The 16,841-nt window shown below is 58.6% G+C and carries 19 protein-coding genes, 1 tRNA gene and 1 pseudogene; 14 read left to right on the top strand and 7 right to left on the bottom strand.

Annotated features, from left to right (window positions below):
- Window positions 1–39: 39 nt before the first annotated feature.
- The 3 genes from HGP17_RS23285 (at window position 40) to HGP17_RS23275 (ending at window position 2,747) form a co-directional block, all read left to right on the top strand.
- Window positions 40–888, top strand: a complete 849-nt coding sequence (locus HGP17_RS23285) for a MetQ/NlpA family lipoprotein (RefSeq protein WP_168812826.1) — start codon at window positions 40–42, stop codon at window positions 886–888.
- Window positions 889–1,015: 127 nt separating this feature from the next.
- Entirely contained in the window at window positions 1,016–2,101 is a 1,086-nt protein-coding gene (locus HGP17_RS23280) for a methionine ABC transporter ATP-binding protein (protein ID WP_168812825.1), read from the top strand.
- Window positions 2,091–2,747 carry a methionine ABC transporter permease gene (locus tag HGP17_RS23275; protein WP_168812824.1) on the top strand — a complete coding sequence of 219 codons (657 nt, stop codon included), beginning with the start codon at window positions 2,091–2,093 and terminating at the stop codon, window positions 2,745–2,747. Before HGP17_RS23280 ends, HGP17_RS23275 begins: the two co-directional genes overlap by 11 nt.
- A gap of 165 nt (window positions 2,748–2,912) precedes the next feature.
- Here HGP17_RS23275 and HGP17_RS23270 read toward each other — a convergent pair whose 3' ends face one another.
- Both HGP17_RS23270 and HGP17_RS23265 read right to left on the bottom strand, forming a co-directional pair.
- Window positions 2,913–3,911, bottom strand: coding sequence for a prohibitin family protein (locus HGP17_RS23270; RefSeq protein ID WP_168812823.1), 999 nt, complete (start codon window positions 3,909–3,911; stop codon window positions 2,913–2,915).
- Between the two features lie 222 nt (window positions 3,912–4,133).
- Window positions 4,134–4,739, bottom strand: a pseudogene (locus HGP17_RS23265) (DNA-3-methyladenine glycosylase I); the annotation flags it as partial.
- A gap of 260 nt (window positions 4,740–4,999) precedes the next feature.
- Between HGP17_RS23265 and HGP17_RS23260 the strand changes: the two are divergent.
- The 11 genes from HGP17_RS23260 to HGP17_RS23210 all read left to right on the top strand — a co-directional run bounded on the left by HGP17_RS23260 (window position 5,000) and on the right by HGP17_RS23210 (window position 12,901).
- A complete protein-coding gene (locus HGP17_RS23260) occupies window positions 5,000–5,260 on the top strand; it encodes a DUF982 domain-containing protein (protein ID WP_168812821.1) in 261 nt (86 codons plus the stop codon).
- A 302-nt stretch (window positions 5,261–5,562) separates the two neighbouring features.
- Complete coding sequence (locus HGP17_RS23255) at window positions 5,563–5,922, top strand: DUF4189 domain-containing protein (RefSeq protein ID WP_168812820.1); 360 nt, start codon at window positions 5,563–5,565, stop codon at window positions 5,920–5,922.
- Between the two features lie 74 nt (window positions 5,923–5,996).
- Window positions 5,997–6,341, top strand: coding sequence for a DUF982 domain-containing protein (locus HGP17_RS23250; RefSeq protein ID WP_168812819.1), 345 nt, complete (start codon window positions 5,997–5,999; stop codon window positions 6,339–6,341).
- A gap of 318 nt (window positions 6,342–6,659) precedes the next feature.
- Window positions 6,660–6,914, top strand: coding sequence for a DUF982 domain-containing protein (locus tag HGP17_RS23245; RefSeq protein WP_168812818.1), 255 nt, complete (start codon window positions 6,660–6,662; stop codon window positions 6,912–6,914).
- 123 nt (window positions 6,915–7,037) lie between these two features.
- Complete coding sequence (locus tag HGP17_RS23240) at window positions 7,038–7,289, top strand: DUF6074 family protein (RefSeq protein ID WP_168812817.1); 252 nt, start codon at window positions 7,038–7,040, stop codon at window positions 7,287–7,289.
- Between the two features lie 116 nt (window positions 7,290–7,405).
- On the top strand, window positions 7,406–7,726 hold the full coding sequence (locus HGP17_RS23235; RefSeq protein ID WP_168812816.1) for a hypothetical protein: 321 nt from the start codon (window positions 7,406–7,408) through the stop codon (window positions 7,724–7,726).
- A gap of 276 nt (window positions 7,727–8,002) precedes the next feature.
- Window positions 8,003–8,245 (top strand): PilZ domain-containing protein, encoded by a 243-nt coding sequence (locus tag HGP17_RS23230; RefSeq protein WP_168812815.1) that lies wholly within the window; start codon window positions 8,003–8,005, stop codon window positions 8,243–8,245.
- A gap of 257 nt (window positions 8,246–8,502) precedes the next feature.
- On the top strand, window positions 8,503–10,056 hold the full coding sequence (locus tag HGP17_RS23225) for a hypothetical protein (protein ID WP_168812814.1): 1,554 nt from the start codon (window positions 8,503–8,505) through the stop codon (window positions 10,054–10,056).
- A gap of 24 nt (window positions 10,057–10,080) precedes the next feature.
- Window positions 10,081–10,770: a hypothetical protein gene (locus HGP17_RS23220; RefSeq protein ID WP_168812813.1), complete on the top strand. Its 690-nt coding sequence runs from the start codon at window positions 10,081–10,083 to the stop codon at window positions 10,768–10,770.
- Window positions 10,771–10,785: 15 nt separating this feature from the next.
- Entirely contained in the window at window positions 10,786–11,517 is a 732-nt protein-coding gene (locus tag HGP17_RS23215) for a hypothetical protein (RefSeq protein ID WP_168812812.1), read from the top strand.
- Between the two features lie 244 nt (window positions 11,518–11,761).
- Window positions 11,762–12,901 (top strand): acyltransferase family protein, encoded by a 1,140-nt coding sequence (locus HGP17_RS23210; protein ID WP_168812811.1) that lies wholly within the window; start codon window positions 11,762–11,764, stop codon window positions 12,899–12,901.
- A gap of 220 nt (window positions 12,902–13,121) precedes the next feature.
- Here the strand turns inward: HGP17_RS23210 and HGP17_RS23205 are convergent.
- The 5 genes from HGP17_RS23205 to HGP17_RS23185 form a co-directional block, all read right to left on the bottom strand.
- Window positions 13,122–13,198, bottom strand: a tRNA-Met gene (locus tag HGP17_RS23205).
- A 160-nt stretch (window positions 13,199–13,358) separates the two neighbouring features.
- The gene (mnmA, locus tag HGP17_RS23200) at window positions 13,359–14,558 is read right to left on the bottom strand and encodes a tRNA 2-thiouridine(34) synthase MnmA (RefSeq protein WP_168812810.1); all 1,200 of its coding nucleotides are present in this window, start codon (window positions 14,556–14,558) and stop codon (window positions 13,359–13,361) included.
- 274 nt (window positions 14,559–14,832) lie between these two features.
- On the bottom strand, window positions 14,833–15,486 hold the full coding sequence (locus HGP17_RS23195) for a CDP-alcohol phosphatidyltransferase family protein (RefSeq protein WP_168812809.1): 654 nt from the start codon (window positions 15,484–15,486) through the stop codon (window positions 14,833–14,835).
- Window positions 15,487–15,492: 6 nt separating this feature from the next.
- Window positions 15,493–15,894, bottom strand: a complete 402-nt coding sequence (locus tag HGP17_RS23190) for a hypothetical protein (protein WP_168812808.1) — start codon at window positions 15,892–15,894, stop codon at window positions 15,493–15,495.
- On the bottom strand, window positions 15,891–16,841 hold the full coding sequence (locus tag HGP17_RS23185) for a phosphatidate cytidylyltransferase (protein ID WP_168812807.1): 951 nt from the start codon (window positions 16,839–16,841) through the stop codon (window positions 15,891–15,893). The genes HGP17_RS23190 and HGP17_RS23185 overlap by 4 nt, the downstream gene beginning before the upstream one ends.

Raw genomic sequence — 16,841 nt, 5'->3', positions numbered from 1 at the left:
ACGAGAGAACGATCTCGATCATCTGGAACAGGATTTCCCATGACTGAAAAGCTTTTCAAAGGTCTCGACACGCTGCGTCTTTCCCGTAGGGCCGGCCTTGCCGCCATCTTTGCCTCCGCTGTCGCCGTTTTCGGCTTGACGGCAACCGCCACGCCGACCCTCGCCGCAGACAAGACGATCAAGGTCGGCATCATGAGCGGTGAGGATGAGGATGTCTGGCGCGTCGTGGTTACCGAAGCTGCCAAGAAGGGCCTGAAGGTCGAACCGGTCGTCTTCAACGATTATACCCAGCCGAACGAGGCCTTGGAGCGCGGCGAAATCGACGCCAACGCCTTCCAGCACAAGCCTTACCTCGACAACCAGATCAAGCAGCACGGCTATCACATCGTCGTTGCCGGCTATACGGGCATCTGGCCGATCGGCCTCTACACCAAGAAGTACAAGACCGTAGCCGAGCTTCCGAAGGGCGCCACCATCGGCGTGCCGAACGACCCGTCCAACGAAGGTCGCGCGCTTCTCGTGCTTCAGCATGAAGGCGTCATCAAGCTCAAAGACGGCACCGGCATCCTCGCCACCGTTGCCGACATCGGCGAAAACCCGAAGAATGTCGACATCAAGGAGCTGGACGCCGGTATCGTCGGCCGTTCGATCGACGATCTCGATGCAGCCGTCGTCAACACCGACTGGGCGCTGAAAGCAGGCCTCTCGGCCAACGATCGCATCGCGCAGGAGCAGACAAGCGACAACCCGTACCGCAACTTCATCGCCGTGAGGCAGAGCGACGAAAACGCACCCTGGGTGAAGACATTGGTCGCCTCCTATCAGAACGATGCGGTCAAGGCCGAGTTCGACAAGGTCTACAAGGGTACGGGCCAGAGCGCCTATTGATGTCAGGACAGCGCGGGGGACAGCGCTGAACGACGGGCGGTCGGGGCATCTTGCCCGGGCCGCCTTTGACGTTTAAAGCCCGACCTGAACCCGCGCCGTACCCAAATAAGAAGATCGGGAAGCAGACATGAATTCCTTTATCCCAGCCACATCGATTGGCGGACAGGCCCCGCCTGAGCGAGCGACCAGCGAAGAGATCGTGCGCCTCGTCGATGTCCGCCGCAGGTTCGGCACGACGCCGGCGCTGGACGGCATATCGCTGACCGCACAACGCGGCGAAATCGTCGGTATCATCGGCCGCAGCGGCGCCGGCAAGTCGACGCTGATCCGCTGCCTCAACGGGCTGGAACGCGCAGACAGCGGCGAAATCCACATCGAGGGCCGCGACATTGCCCGCCTTTCGGAAAAGGAATTGCAGCCGCTGCGCCGCCGCATCGGCATGGTCTTCCAGCACTTCAACCTGCTCTCCTCCAGAACCGTTGAAGACAACATCGCGCTACCATTGAAGATCGAAGGCATCAGCAAGACCGAGCGTCTGCAACGCGCCCACGAACTGCTGGAGCTGGTCGGCCTTGCGGACAAGGCCAAGGCCTATCCATCCGCCCTGTCCGGTGGTCAGAAGCAGCGCGTCGGCATCGCCCGCGCCCTTGCCGCCCGGCCCGCAATTCTTCTGTCGGACGAAGCGACATCGGCGCTAGACCCGGAAACCACCCGCTCCATCCTCGCCCTGCTGAAGGACATCAATCGCAAGCTCGGCCTAACGATCCTTCTCATCACCCATGAGATGGAGGTGATCCGATCGATCGCGGACCGCGTTGCCGTGATCGATGCCGGCCGTATCGTCGAAGAAGGTTCCGTATGGACCGTTTTCGCCAATCCGCAGACGGAGATCGCCGCGAGCCTGCTGAGCGGCGTCCGCCCGCAGCTTCCCGAACATATCGCCGCCCGGATGTCGCCGACATCAGGTGCCGAGGCTATCCTCAGCATCGATCTGGCAGGCCCCGCCGCGCAAGGCGCTCTCTTTGCCGAGCTTTCAGCCGCGCTTCCCCTCTCCTTCCGGCTGGTCCATGGCGGCATTGACCATATCCAGAACCAGCCTGTCGCCCGCTTTTTCATCGCCGTGCCGACGCGCGACGCGAGTTTGCCGACACAGGTCGGCGATTTTCTGAGAGCCCGCTCTGCCCGGGTGGAGGTTCTAGGTTATGACAACTGATGTAATTCTAGGCCTGCTGTGGCGCTCGTTCTGGCAGACGATATGGATGACGGGTGCATCCGGTTTTCTTTCGCTGATCATCGGCCTGCCGCTCGGCCTCGCCCTCGTCGTCACCGGACGCGGCGGCATCGCCGAACAGGGAGCGATCAACCGTGTCCTGGGCGTGCTGGTTGACGGCTTCCGTGCCGTGCCATTCATTATCCTGCTCATCGCCCTGATCCCGCTGACACGCCTGATCGTCGGCACGGCGCTGGGCACCACGGCGGCCATCGTCCCGCTGACGATCGCCGCCATTCCCTATTACGCACGCGTCGTCGAAGTGTCTTTGCGGGAAGTCGATCGTGGCCTGATCGATGCCGTGCGCGCCATGGGCGGCAATCGCTGGACCATCGTCCGCGAAGTGTTGATACCGGAAGCCATGCCCGGCATCGTCGCTGGTTTCACGGTCACCATGGTGACGCTGATCGGCGCTTCCGCCATGGCTGGCACGATTGGCGGCGGCGGCCTAGGCGACCTTGCCATCCGCTATGGCTATCAGCGTTATGAGACAAACGTCATGATCGCGGTCGTCATCATCCTGATCATTCTGGTCTGGGGCATGCAATGGCTGGGCGATCGTCTGGCGACCAGGCTTGATCGCCGCTAGAGCAATTCCAGGAAAAGTGCGAAGCGTTTTTCCGTCCGGAATTGCTAGATAACAAAGAGATAGAGTGGTTCGGAGATTCCGTGAAAAACTGAACCGCTCTAGGTCGGATCGGATACAGGATCCAGCTCTCTACAAAACCGGATCCTGTATCGCCTGCAATCAACCTTATTCGTGGTCGGCCGCCGGTGTGGCAGGGCTCTGGCGTGGATCCAGGTTCAGCATCGGCACGGAACCGTTCGGCAGCATGGTGGTCGGCAGCTGCCCGTTCCACTTTTCCGCCTGTGTCAGGAAAATCAGGTTCGGATTGTCCCGCAGCGCATCGCCGCGCGCCTTGATCGCCTTGGCCTCGGCATCGCCGCGAAGTTGAATGGCCTGGGCATCGGCTTCGGCCTGCACTCGTACGGCGTCGGCCTGCGCCTGCGCATCGGCACGACGGGCATCCGCCGCAGCCTGCGCCTGGGTCACTGTAATCTGCGCCTGCACCTTCTCGCGCTCGGCATTCTGGCGCAGCTTCTGCACCTCGACCTCCGCCAGCATGCGCTGCTCGATGCTGTTTTCGTAGACATCCGAGAAGTCGATGTTCTCGACCTGAACGCTGTCGATCTGAACCGGGCCCTGAATGCCCGCCTCGATCGCCGCCTGGACGTCGGTATTGAATTGCGCCCGGTTCTGGATAACCGAGGCAGCGGTGAACTTGCCGAACACGGTCTTCACATCCTGCGGCGCTCGCCGCGCAATCAAGCGAGACTCCAGATTGCCGAGCGAGCCGAACTCCGAATAGACATGCTCCACCGCATCCGCCGGCACATGCCATGAAATCGTCACCCGCATATCGGCCGGCTGCTGGTCCTGCGAATAGGCCTGCATCTGCTGATGTTCGTTGGCCTGGCAGCTCGCACCGTTCTGGCAGGTCCAATAGGTCACCTGCTGCGTCACCGGAATCTTGACGACGGTCTCGATCCACGGGAGCTTGAAATGCAGGCCCGGCTCAGCCGTCCCGACCATGGCGCCGGTGCGCAGAATGACGCCGCGCTCGCCCTGATCGATCGTGTACCATGAGCTCAACACAAGCAGCACGACAGCGATAATGGCGACAACGCCGATGAGCGCCGTCGCACGGCTCTTGTTCGCTATGGACGTTAAGTCGATTTCCCGGTTTGCCATCGATATCCTCACCATTCTCCGATCGCCAAGAAATAGATGAGTCGAATTCAAAATGCACTCGCAACCCTGCGACGCAGGTGCACCATCATCTCATCGACCGACCGCAACGGATATCCGGAAGGCGGAGTGAGGTCAGGCTTCTTCATCTTCCCCAGGCATTCCGACGGAAAAGGCGCAGATGCGTGAGAGATAGGTGAGCGGCAGTTTCGTCTCCGAATGCTAGGCATTGAACTGGTCCTGGATCAGCCGCATGTCCTTCTTGCCCGGCTTGCTCTCCGAGATCGGCAATCCGGAGAGCCGAAGGCAGACGAGAACATCGTGGCTCATGACGAAGCTGTCCCGGCTGATAGCCCGCAGGAAATATTGGCCGCTCATGCCGCCAAGCCGGTCGGCCCGTTTGTCCAGGACGGCAAGCAGGCCGATATGGTCCTCCAGCGGCCAATCCGCGAAGAAACGACCCGCGCTTCCATGCTCGTCGGCAAGCTGACGGATGAATTGCGCATTCGCGCGCACCGACATGATCTTTGCGCCATTGCGCACCACGCGCGCATCCGAGGTCAGGTCATGCCAGTAATCGTCGGGCGCGAGATTGAGAAAGGACGGATCGAAGCCGGAGAAGGCAGCCTCGAACCCGGGCCATTTGGAATCGATGATGTTGCGCACGAAGCCGGCATAGAAGACATAGCGCGTCATCTCCGCCAGCAAGCGGTCGTCCGGCAACGCGCGCAAGGTATCATGGTCGGGCACCTTCGGCATCAGGGCCTGAAGGGCTGCAGCACCTCCCTTGCGCTTTTCCGCCCGCTCCTTGATCTCGGCAAAGCTGCCCATGCGCCCTCTCCTTCAGCTACGTTGTGCGACCAAGCTTTTATGATCCGGCGCCGTCATGCAAGGACCTGCATTCAACACGCGGGCGCAAGAGAACACGACCACGGGCGTTACGACTCTAAAGTTGAAAAAAACTATGGCCTGATTCAGCCTCAGGGCGATTGAAACAGTTCGAAACTGCTCCAGATATCGCCGTTAAATGAACTTGAGATTTCGCGCACCGTGAGGTTAATTCCGGCGGCGTTGGATCGGAGCCTCGTATCATGAGCAATCAGGACTGGAATTATCCCGTCATGGTCAACTGTAAGCGGACCGGAAAGGTCTACACGGTTGCCAACACGAAAGAGGCGCTGGATATGCTGCTCAACGCTTGGCCGGTGGCGGAAGGCAAGGCGTTTCTGATCGCGTTGCAGATCTGTGCCGACGTGGAAAATGGCATTGGACAGGCCATCGACGCGCGCAGCAGCTTCATGGCGGCAGCCGTGGAGGCCGGCGTCCCGCTGGAAGCGCCCGTCGTTCAATAAAATGAGCATCATGGCGTCAACCAAATCGCTGACGCGTCCAGCTCCATGATCGTTGCACTGCTTATCGTGGTTGCGCTCGCCATCGTATTGCGCGGCCTGCTGCGGGCAGTCTTCGCAGGACTGGCGGTTCTGCTGCTATGCGTTCTCGTGGCAATCGCGCTGTAAAGGCTCGCTCCCCGAATAAGGGCTTTCTGTTGCCCTTGAGAATCCACCCAAAAATGGAGCCGCAAGCCGCCTTGTTCTGACGACGGCGCAATATATACCAAGGGCTCCTAAGTCATTTGGGTTTCGGGGATCTGAACATGAAGAAGAATATCCGCGCGGCTCTCGCCGCAGCATTGATTTCGTGCGCCTTCGCCTCATCGGCGCTGGCTTTCGGCGCAATCGCCGTCGACGATGAGCAGGGCATGTCCGCACGCGATGCTGGCTACGGCCTCGGTTGGGGCTCCACCCGCGCGGAAGCCGAGCGCAATGCCATCAAGGAATGCCGCTCGGCGGGCAACGACTCCTGCAAGTCGGCCGTGTGGTTTGAGACCTGTGGCGCCTATGTCGGCGACCGCGTCAACTACGGCATCGGCTATGGCAGGACGAAGCGCGAAGCCGAACACATGGCGCTGGACAATTGCCCCAACTGCAAGGTCGTCGTATCCGACTGCCAATAATCTCGGTCTGAGACCGTCTAACAGCTCAAGATTGCTCGCCGCCGGTAGGGCGAAAACCGTCGGCGGGCACTCCTTTGGATGCTCCAATCAATTTTCCGAAAAGTTTCGAAACTTTTTCCCCCGGCGGGAGTTTCGGTACCGATGTTTGGAGCACCACCGAAATGAACATGATTGTGAGAACCAGCGATGCTCGCTGGCCTGAGCCCGTGTACCTGCGTATCGGCTATGGCATGCCGGAAAAAATAAGAAACCCTCAGGATGCTCTGAACCACCTGCTTTTCCGATGGCCCGCCATGCGCGGCGACAAATACCGGTCAGCAACGGATATTTGCAGCGCCGCAAGCGGAGATCCGCTTCTCTTCGATCGGGCGAGGACGATCTTCATCGAAGCCTGTGTCGAAGCAGAGGTGCTGGACTGAATTGACGGGAAAGAGCCGGCAACGTGTTCCCGCCTGCAGGGTGAGGCAAACGCCCCGGCAAAGCCGCGAGAATGAGCGGCGTTTTGCTCGTGCACCACGCGACCTCAAGCGACATCGCAAATCGATCTGCCGGACCTTCCGGCAAAAGGATTTTGCCTTCAGACCAAGTCGGGCGCCGGCCACGAGAGAGTGGCCGCTTGCGATGATGCCTTCATGGACGCAACTTGAAGAAAATAACGGCGCAAGGACCGGGCGCCTGTCATACGGAATGCTTTTTGCAAGGTTACCGAAGCATTTACGTTGCGGAGGTAATGCGTATTGAAACGAAACACTTTGCGACCTTTTCCGGCCGTCACGCTCGTTCTCGATGAGAGCGGCGATTATCGCCGTGTCAATTCGGTGCATCAGGTTGCTGAGCTCTTGCTTGAACACTGGCCGGTGGAAAACGGCGAGGAATATGTTGCTGCGGTCCGCGTTTGCCTTGAGGCCATGCTGGGAGCGGCGGCGCCCGAGGCCGCAAGGGATGCATTGATCAAGGCTGCGCGGGAGGCCGGCATCGCCGTCATGCAGTGACGGATTCATTCTACTCTGCAAGCGTTTGGAATCTCACAGGAAGCAATTCACCTTTTATGAACCACTGACAGCGATTGTGCCAACAAAGGCAAGGCGATTCGCCTCGCTAATGACGGAGAGATTATGTCGCTTTTAGCATTCCCCGCCGACAGACGGACCAGCGAGATCAGGCGGTGTGCCAACGCCCTGCTGCAGCTTCATGGCGAAGCTGCCAATCGTTTCTGGCGCTCGGAGATGGCGAGCCTTGCAACCGCACTGAAAAGCCAGGGAATGGACGAGAGCGAAATCTCGCGACAGGCAGCCCTTTTCATGCATGCGGTCCAGATGGAACTGCAGCTTGCGTTTGAAGCGGAAGACGTAAACGCCTCCGCCTAAAACGGGACGCAGTTCACACCTGCTATTTCGGCAACCTGCAGGAGGCGATCGACTTATCGCCGCTGGTCGGGGATTTGATCTGCACGGTCCACGCGCCGCCGGGGAAATGATAGCCCTTGGAGGATGCGACACCCACGATCTGGGTACAAGCCTTCCTCGCATCGGCAACCGGCAAATCGATTGTCGCCGTGACGGCGTATTTTCGACTGGAAACCTGGCACGCCGCGGTGAACAAGCCAGTATTGTCGATCATGCGGCAGACGCGGAACGCATTATTTGCGGCATCGTCGGCAGCCATTGCAGAATTGGCGGCCACCAAGACAGTAGCCACCGCTAAAAATAGTTTCATTGAAAACCCCGTTCCCCTGCTGCTGCACGGTGCCAGAGCGTGTTTCGTCTTGCAAGACATGTTCATCGAATTCACGTTGACTGTTTGAAAATACAACGCAAATGAAGGCAACTTGTTCGCCGGCAGACTAAACATCCAGTGTCGATAAAGATGCTGGCTCAACTGATATCAGGGAGGCCGATCATCGCGATGCAAGCGGTTCGGCATCTGCAGCAAGCAGATCGTCATTCGGCACTTCTTGCAAGGGCCACCTTCTGTCTCGTACGGGCCTTTCGAATGTCCGAAAGTCGCTTGGCAGCGGCAAATTAACCTCTTCGATATTAGAATATTTGAAATTAGAAAAAGAGAACTCAGGGGCGATGTGATGACTGAAGTTCGAGCATCCGCACGAAAGCGAACGCTTCTCGGAGCCAAGATCATCTTCAACGACGGACGCTCGATCTTTGATTGCCTCGTCAGAAACCTCTCCGACACCGGCGCGATGATCCAGATTGAAAATCCGCTTGCGGCACCCGACAGCTTTTCGCTGCAGCTCTCGGACCATCGACTGATGGCTTGCAAAGTTCGCTGGCGGAAAATCAACAGCATGGGCATTGAATTCGTGTGACGCCACCCGCACGTCGAAGCTCCCGATGACGGCCCGGTTTAAAAAGCCGACGAGGCGCTCGATCGACCCGCTCAAGCCTGGCACAAGCTGAAAAACCTAGCTTCCGGCCTGAGGGCTAGGGGTCGGAAATGCGTTCGGGCGAGGCAAGTGTTCAGCCAGACGGAAATGCGCTCCACAGCCAGCATCCATTTGCAGGATTGCATCGAAATGCAGTCCCGGGATCTAGGCGCAAGCGCGGCAGCGCTGGGGAACACGACGTGAATACAGCTCCGAACTCCAATCAATTCACTCAGTATCTTATCGGCGCGCCCAATGGACAGACCAGCACGGCGGCCTTCACTCCCGCTCCGCCGCCGGCCGAACCGGCGCGCCCGCTCCCCTCCGTCAGGACGTTCGACGTATTTGACACGCTCATCGCACGCCGGTGCGTCGAGCCTTCCAGGGTGTTCGAGATCGTCGCAAAACGCGCCAACCTGCCCGCCTTTGCCGCAGCACGCAAAGCCGCCGAGGCGAAGATCGCCCAGTACCCCTATAATCTCGACATGATCTACGACGAGCTGAAGATCGCCTTGCAGCTCGACCCGCTTCAGGTCGCAGGTCTGAAAGCGATGGAAATCGATGTCGAGCTGGAACAGGTGATCCCCATCGCCGAAAACATGGCGCGCGTGCGCCACGGCGACGTGTTGATCTCAGACATGTATCTCGGCGCCGATATCATCCGCCGGCTGCTCGACAAGGCGGGCCTTAACAAAAAGGTGAGCCTGATCGTCAGCTCCGATGGCAAGCGTTCGGGCACCATTTGGCCCCAGGTACAGGCAAACCTTGCGGTCGAGGAACATCTTGGCGACAACGCCCACTCCGACGTGGACATGCCACGCCGCTTCAATATTCCCAATCGCCACACCAACACCTTCAGCCCGACCCAGGTCGAGGGTGTGCTCATGCAGATCGGCCTGCGGCAGCTCGCGGAGCTTTGCCGCGAGACCCGCCTGTCTACATGGTCGGCCAATGCACAGACCCGATCGGTCCAGCTCGTCCAGGCAAGCCTCAATTTCCCGATCATGCTGCTGGGAAGCGTTGCGCTGGCGAGGTTCGCCGCACATCTCAACAAGCAATCCATCCTGTTTTCCAGCCGCGACTGCGATTCCTGGCTGCCGCTGTTTGAGAAAGTGTCGCAGCGGATCGGCTTTACATGCAAGGCCACGTATTTCTATACGAGCCGCCTTGCCAAGATGCAGCCATCGTCCAGCTACAAGGCCTATGTGAAGCGTCTGCTGACCGCGGATGCCCTCGTCGTCGATCTCTGCGGCACCGGCTGGTCTCTGGCCAATTTCGCAGCGACCCTGGGGCTCAGCAATCTGCAGGTGTTCTTCCTTCATAAGCTGCCGGCAGCGGCCGCCTATGAAGCCATGGCCGCAACGCCGCAAACCTGCCAGTTCCATACGCTGGTCTCGCCATCGGAAGCAGGTGTCGAGAATACGGTGCTCGAAATGAGCAATTATGCGACGCACGGCATGGTCGAGGATGTGCGGATGCTTCAGGACTTCGCCATCCCTGTCTTTGCGCAGGACAACCGCTCGCCGGAAACATTGGCGATCGTCCAGGCGCAACAGGATTGCTTTGCAACGGCCGTCAGCCTGATGGACAAATACGATCTCCACGAGGTTTTCGGATTGGACAATGCCTCGCTCGCGGCGGTGACGTCAGCGCTTTACGTGATGTTGTCGCAGCAGATGGAACTGCGCTCGATCTACGGCAGCAGCCATACCGCGGAAGAAACCAGCGTCCGCCGCTCGCTCGGCTGCGCCTGATCGCCTCATTTGGGAAAGAATTCGATGCCTGAACTCGTAGAGCTTGCCGACCACTACAAGACCGACAAGGGCACGCAGATCGGCCACGCCCACAACTATGCCGCTCTCTACTCGTTTCTCTTCGAGCAGTTCCGCGACCAGGCTTTTTCCATGCTTGAAATCGGCCTGGAACGAGGTGGTGTGGAAGCCGGCGCCTCCGTCGACCGCGTTGGCGCCGACGTGCCATCCATCCGCATGTGGCTCGACTATTTCCCTCACGCGAAGCTCTATGGCTTCGACCTGTCCGACTTCTCCCACATCCGGTTGGACCGCTTCGAATTTCACCGTGGCGATCTCGGCAGCATTCCCGACCTGGATCGCCTGAGCGCCGCCCTGCCGCCCGTTAAGCTGCTCATTGATGATGGCTCACACGCCTCGTTTCACCAGCAGCTCGCGTTTCTGAAGCTGTTCGACAAGGTCGAGCCAGGCGGCTTCTACGTTATCGAGGATTTTCATTGGCAGCCGCCCTTCGAGAGTTCGCTGCCGCCCTGCAGGAAAAGCGCGGAGGTTTTCGAGATCTTCCTGAAAACCGGCAAGCTCGATATTCCCTTCGCCCATCCGGATTATCTGAGCATGATCGCCTCGCAGATCCAGCAGGTCTACGTCCACCGCAACAATCGTGGCGGTATCAACAATTGGCAATTCAAAATGGTCGCCCTGCAGAAGCGGCTTTGAGCGAAAGGCGAACACATGTCCTACAGCATCGTAACCGGCTGGTACGCGGACCATCAAGCCCGCGGCTACCGCGTGCACGGCAGTGATTTCGTCCGCTCGGTCGAGTGCTTCGATATCTGGTATCACTGTGTTCGCTCCTTCACCTCGCCAAGCAACATCCTGATCATCGATTCCGCCTCGCCTTTGCGGCCGAGCGCGCCGGACGATCCTCGCATCAGCTGGGTCAAGCTGAAGCAGAACTACGGGCATGCGGTTGAGGGCAAAAGCACGCTCTGCGGCTGGTCACGGGCGCTGCTGCTCGGCCTGAGCTATGGTTTCAACAACGGCGATCTCTATACCGTGCTGGTCGAACAGGGCACGCTTTTCTACGGCAAGGACATTATCGAGCGCCAGATCGCAGTTCATCCCGACGCCGACATCATAGCCCCGAGCGGTTTCGGCACCCCGCAGCCTCTGCAGACGGGTATCCTCATCTTCCGCAGCGCCATTATCCCGAAATTCGTTGAAAACTACGTGCGGATCGCGGGCGCGGACGACGCGCTGAGCCCCGAAAAGAAGGTGGCGCTTGCCGGCAACGACATGAAGATCGCCTTCTCAGCCCTACCCTACGGCCGCCGCCGCCCCATCGACGTCTCCGCCGACCACTTCTTCCTGCGCCATTGCGACCTTCCCGAACTCCACGCCTTCACAACCCGCCTTGGTTTCGGCAACGATCTGCTTCCGCGTCCGGAGCATCAGGTCGCCTAATTGTCGCCCGACAGTTAGGCGTTTGGAACACCCCACCGTTATCGGTCGCGTGATTCAGTCAATATTGACCACGCTCGCGAGCCAATTTCGCGCCCATACAATATTGCTAGAAGTGAAGGAGATGCCGACAACCTTCATTAAATCTCGCTATTAGCCAGACTTGGGTCTACTTGTTTTTTTTGCCGACAAGACGACATCACTCAAGATCGAGCGAGATCTTTTCTAGCAGCATTAGGGGTTGGTAGTGCAGCGTGACGAAGTAGCTGATATTTTAAGAGGCCTAGGCATTATCGCGGTTGTCGCCGGCCACGCTGGTACTGATATCGGCATTAAGGTACTGCCTGTCTATTCGTATCACATGCCTTTGTTTTTCTTCGTATCCGGGCTGTTTTATCGTGACGATCGAATATTTCCGATTCTGCCAACATTTTCGAGATTGGCGTCGCGCTTACTCTTGCCGGCTTTGTTTGCTCTCGTAGCTTATGACTTTGTCATTCTACGCGTCCTACATCGCTTCGGACTTCCTTTTGGAGGTGCTTCGATTACACCAAAATTTCTGGAAGGCACGTTCCTCTTCGGTGGTGAATTTAGCGCGGCCTATTGGTTTGTCGGTACCTATCTCTTCATCTATTTGTATTTTCACATTATCCATGTGCGCCTACACCACTGTATGATCGGCCTGATCTCAGGAGCAACCACAACTCGATTGTTTTGGGGAGCGCTTTATCTCACCGCGGCGGCGATAAGCGTTTATCTTTCTGTACGGCTCTACGGTGACGTACAAGAGGAAAATCGACATTTTGTCGTTGCCCAAAACTGGCACTACATAGCAGCATTGCGTTTTGTATTTGGTGCCGGCTTTTACTACCTCGGATCGCTCTTTGCTCGATACAAAGACGATATACCAAGAAAAGCACTCATTCCGATATTTATCGCTGGAGTCGCGTTCGTGGTTGAGGCATTTATTTTCAATAATTTCAGTGTATTTTTCTCAATGCAAATCATGTCATTCCCAAATGTGTACACGCCCATCGCAACAAGCCTCATAGGGATCATAATCTTTTACGCAATTTCAACGGCATTGGCAGGTGGGATTGCTGGTAAGATCCTTTCATCAATAGGCCGCCACTCCAATGCGATCTTCCTAAACCACATCTTCGGGTTCTTTTTATTCAATCTGCTACTCGTATTCGCCGGCGTGGTAAACTTGGTGGACATTACAAGTCCCTACTATCGGTTCCGTGAGTACGACACCTATTCGATCTACATCATTTTTGGAGTTGGATTTTCGTTAGCCATCCCTTTGATATTGAATGGATTGACCGGCAAATTTAAACGGTCCTCAACGAGCTCCGCATATTCCCATAAAGTAGAAACACGATAGCGAAACCACCTACTTGAACGACAATTTCAGCATTGCCCGTTCAAGTGTCCCCCCCGGGACGAAATACTCTCTCAGTGGAGACGCTACGATATTTGGAGGCTTGGCTATTCTTCGTAGCGTACCGGCCTAGCCGACACGCTGCACAAAAGTGCTAAGGCAAAGGAAAACCGTCGGACAATCAGCATTTATCCCGTTGGGGCGAAACCAGCTGTTATTGCGATGGTAGCGGAGGAGGGATTTGAACCCCCGACACAAGGATTATGATTCCTCTGCTCTGACCTACTGAGCTACTCCGCCACGCGGCATTTGATGATTGACATCAAATACAAAGGTCAAACGAACCGGCGCTCGAAAGCGTTAGCTCGTCGGTGAGCGGCTTATAAGGTGCGGTTCGGCTTGGTGTCAAGCGGATGATTTGGAAAAATCGGAGGTTTCTCCAAAGCCTTGTCGTCTGCCCTCAGGCGGCCACCGGGCTTGCCAGCAGCGCCTTGAGCGAAGCCTCTGCCATGGGTTCGCGTTCGGAGCGCTCGATGAAGCCGCCGCCATAGACGCGGGCATCATCGCCGGGGGCGGAGTAGAGCGCGCAGGCCTGGCCGGGAGCAACACCCGCCTCGCCCACCGTGAGATCGACATAGATGCCGCTGGCATCGGCATGCAGCACGGCGGGAGACGGCGCGCGGGTGGAGCGCACCTTGGCGAAACAGGCAAACCCGCCGCCGGAAGCCGCCTGCAGCAACGGTTCGTCGCCAAGCCAATTGACATCACGCAGATAGACGCGGTGCGTTTCCAGCGCCTCCTTCGGGCCGACGATCACGCGGCGCGAGCGGGCATCGAGATAGACCACGTAGAGCGGCTCGCCTGTGGCAACACCGATGCCGCGGCGCTGGCCGATCGTGTAATGCAGAATGCCTTCATGCTGGCCGAGCACGCGGCCGTCGAGATGGACGATCTCGCCGGCAAGCGCCGCATTCGGCTTCAGCTTGGCGATCACGTCGGAATATTTGCCCTGCGGCACGAAACAGATGTCCTGGCTGTCGGCCTTCTTGGCGACGACGAGGCCCATTTCCTCGGCGAGCGCACGCGTCTCGGCCTTCGGCATGCCACCCAGCGGAAAGCGCAGATAGTCGATCTGCTCCTGCGTGGTCGCAAAGAGGAAATAGCTCTGGTCGCGATCGGCATCGGCCGGGCGATAGAGCGCGCGGCGGCCGGGATTATCGGCGGTCGGGTTCGGGCGCGAGCGGATATAATGTCCGGTTGCCAGCGCATCGGCGCCGAGCTCCTTCGCGGTCGCCAGCAGGTCGGCGAACTTGACGGTCTGGTTGCAGGCAACGCACGGGATCGGCGTTTCGCCGGCGACATAGCTCTCGGCGAAGGGATTGATCACCGTTTCGCGGAAGCGCTTTTCGTAATCGAGCACATAATGCGGGATGCCGAGCGTCTCGCAGACGCGGCGCGCATCGTCGATATCCTGGCCGGCGCAACAGGAGCCGGCGCGATGAACGGCCGCGCCATGGTCGTAGAGCTGCAGCGTGATGCCGAGCACATCATAACCCTGTCGCTTCAGAATGCCGGCGACAACGGAGCTGTCGACACCGCCCGACATGGCGACGACGACGCGGGTATCTTCCGGCCTCTTGTCAAAATCCAGTGTATTCACGGTCGTTGCCGCCAGTCTTGAACGATCTTCGATGCTATCGAACGGGATGGCCTTTTTTCGAAACGCCGTCACGCTCTCACGATTTGATTTCGCATGATCTGATCCAAAAACCGCTACACACTTTTTGGTATCATGCTGCTCACCGCCCAATGCCATGCAAAAGCGGCGGTTTTTCATCACGAGGGGCCATTAGCCGCTTTCCGCAGCCAGCCTCAATTGTGGACGGATATAGAAAGGATTGCCAACCCATGCAAGGGGTGAGCGAAATCGCGAATCATCCCTTTGCCTTCAAATGGCGAATGAGATTGCCGCTTCGCCGCAAAACGGTCGCTGCGGACCCGATGGCGATGATCCAGAGCGCGATCGTCAAAACCCAGATGCCGCCGCTCCACAGCGCCTCGACGATCGAGAGCAAAGCTGCAGCGGTTGTCACCGCCATTCGATGCTGCTTTGCCATCGGGCCGCCGAAATCGCTGGGATTGCCGGTGGCGCGTCCAAGCTCGCGGACATAGGCCGTCAGCACGGCAAAGGCGCCGGCCGCCCAGCCGAGCCCCGGCATTGCGATGCCGTAGCCGATACCGGCAAAGATGAGGAGATCGGCGACGCGGTCGGGAAACTCGTTCCAGAATGGCCCGTCGGCCTCGCCCTTCCCGCCTTCCACCGCCACCATGCCATCAAGCAGGTTGCAGAGAAGACGCAGCTGGCAGAACAAGGCGGCGAGGATTAGCAGGACCACCCGCATGCCGACGCTCCCAGCGGTGCCGGAAAGCCAGAATGAAGCCCCGGCCAACAGCGCCATGAGCATGCTCGCCTGCGAGATCTGGTTCGGCGTCACCGAAAGCGCGGTCATGCGGCATGCCAGCATCTGAGCCCACTGAGTGTTGCGGCTCGCCAGCGGCCGCCTGTCGCCTGTTCCCTCGCCGGTCATGCTCCCTCACCTCTCATGGCTTCGCAGCCTTCCGCCCGATATCGAGTAATTGTAGATCGCCGCATAGCTGGAGGAGACCAGCAAAGGCACGGCGATGGTCTTCAGGATCTCCGGCGTGCCGCTCAATGCGTGGATGGCGACCAGGATGGTCGCAGAGCCCAGGCAGGCGATCAGTGGAGGCGCCCAAAGGCGTATGATGCCGCGGAACCGCGTGGACAATGCCTCGACCACCGACTTCAGAAACAACGTCAGGCAAGCCGAAAGCAAACCCTGCACGACACCGGCGATCAAAGGACGCGGCATCGGGTGCATGCGGTTGGCAAAGACCGCCCAGCCGCCCATGGCGAGGAACGCAAAAAGCACATGCACGATGCTGCTGCCGGCAAGCGCTTTCAGCTTTCCGCTCATGAGACGGACCACCAGAAGCGCACGAGATGGAAGAAGATCGGCGCGGAGAAAACGACAGAGTCCAGCCGATCGATCAGCCCGCCATGCCCCTCGATGAGATGGCCCCAATCCTTGACGCCACGGTCCCGCTTGATCGCCGACATGACAAGCCCGCCAAAGAAGCCCATGATGGTGATGACGAAGGCAAGAAGCCCCGCCTGCAGTGGCGTGAACGGTGTCACCCACCACAGCGTTGCTCCGATCAGGGATGCGCTGATCACGCCGCCGACAAAACCCTCGACCGTCTTCGATGGCGATAGACGTGGTGCGATCTTCGTTTTCCCGAACAGCTTGCCCCAGACATATTGCAGGACGTCGCTGAGCTGCACGACGATCACTAGGAAGGCGATCAGCAGCACGTTGCGGCCTTCATAGCCGGGAATATGCAGCGTCAGCAGCGCCGGCACATGCGACGCACAGAAGACGCAGATCATAAGCGCCCATTGCACCTCGGCAATGCGCACCAGAAAGCGCTCGGTATCGCCGCGCAGCACGGCAATGATCGGCATGAACAGAAATGCGTAGACGGGAATGAAGATCGAATAGATGCCGTATTCCTCTGCCCACAGCAGGTAATATTGTACGGGCAGCGCCACGAAGAAGGCCGCAGCGACCGCCCAGTGATCGGCTCGCTTCGTGTTGATCAGCGTCACGAACTCACGCAGCGCCGCAAAGGAGCAGAAGGCGAAAAGCAGAATGACGCCGGCACGCCCGGCAATGAAGGCAATGCCGATCAGCACCACCATCACCCACCAAGCCTTGATGCGCGCGTTCAGGTTTTCGATCGCGGCATTCGATCCATCGGGCGACAGGCGCTGCTGCAGCACATAGCCGACGATCGAGGCGACGATCAGGACCCCGAAAATGCCAAGGACAAGATGAATCAGATCGGCGCTTGCCGCACTCAT

Origin of the sequence: Rhizobium sp. P38BS-XIX (genome assembly GCF_012641435.1) — a bacterium.
Lineage (GTDB): Bacteria > Pseudomonadota > Alphaproteobacteria > Rhizobiales > Rhizobiaceae > Rhizobium.
The sequence above is the reverse complement of the archived record's forward strand: the minus strand, read 5'-3'. Positions and strand labels throughout refer to the sequence as shown.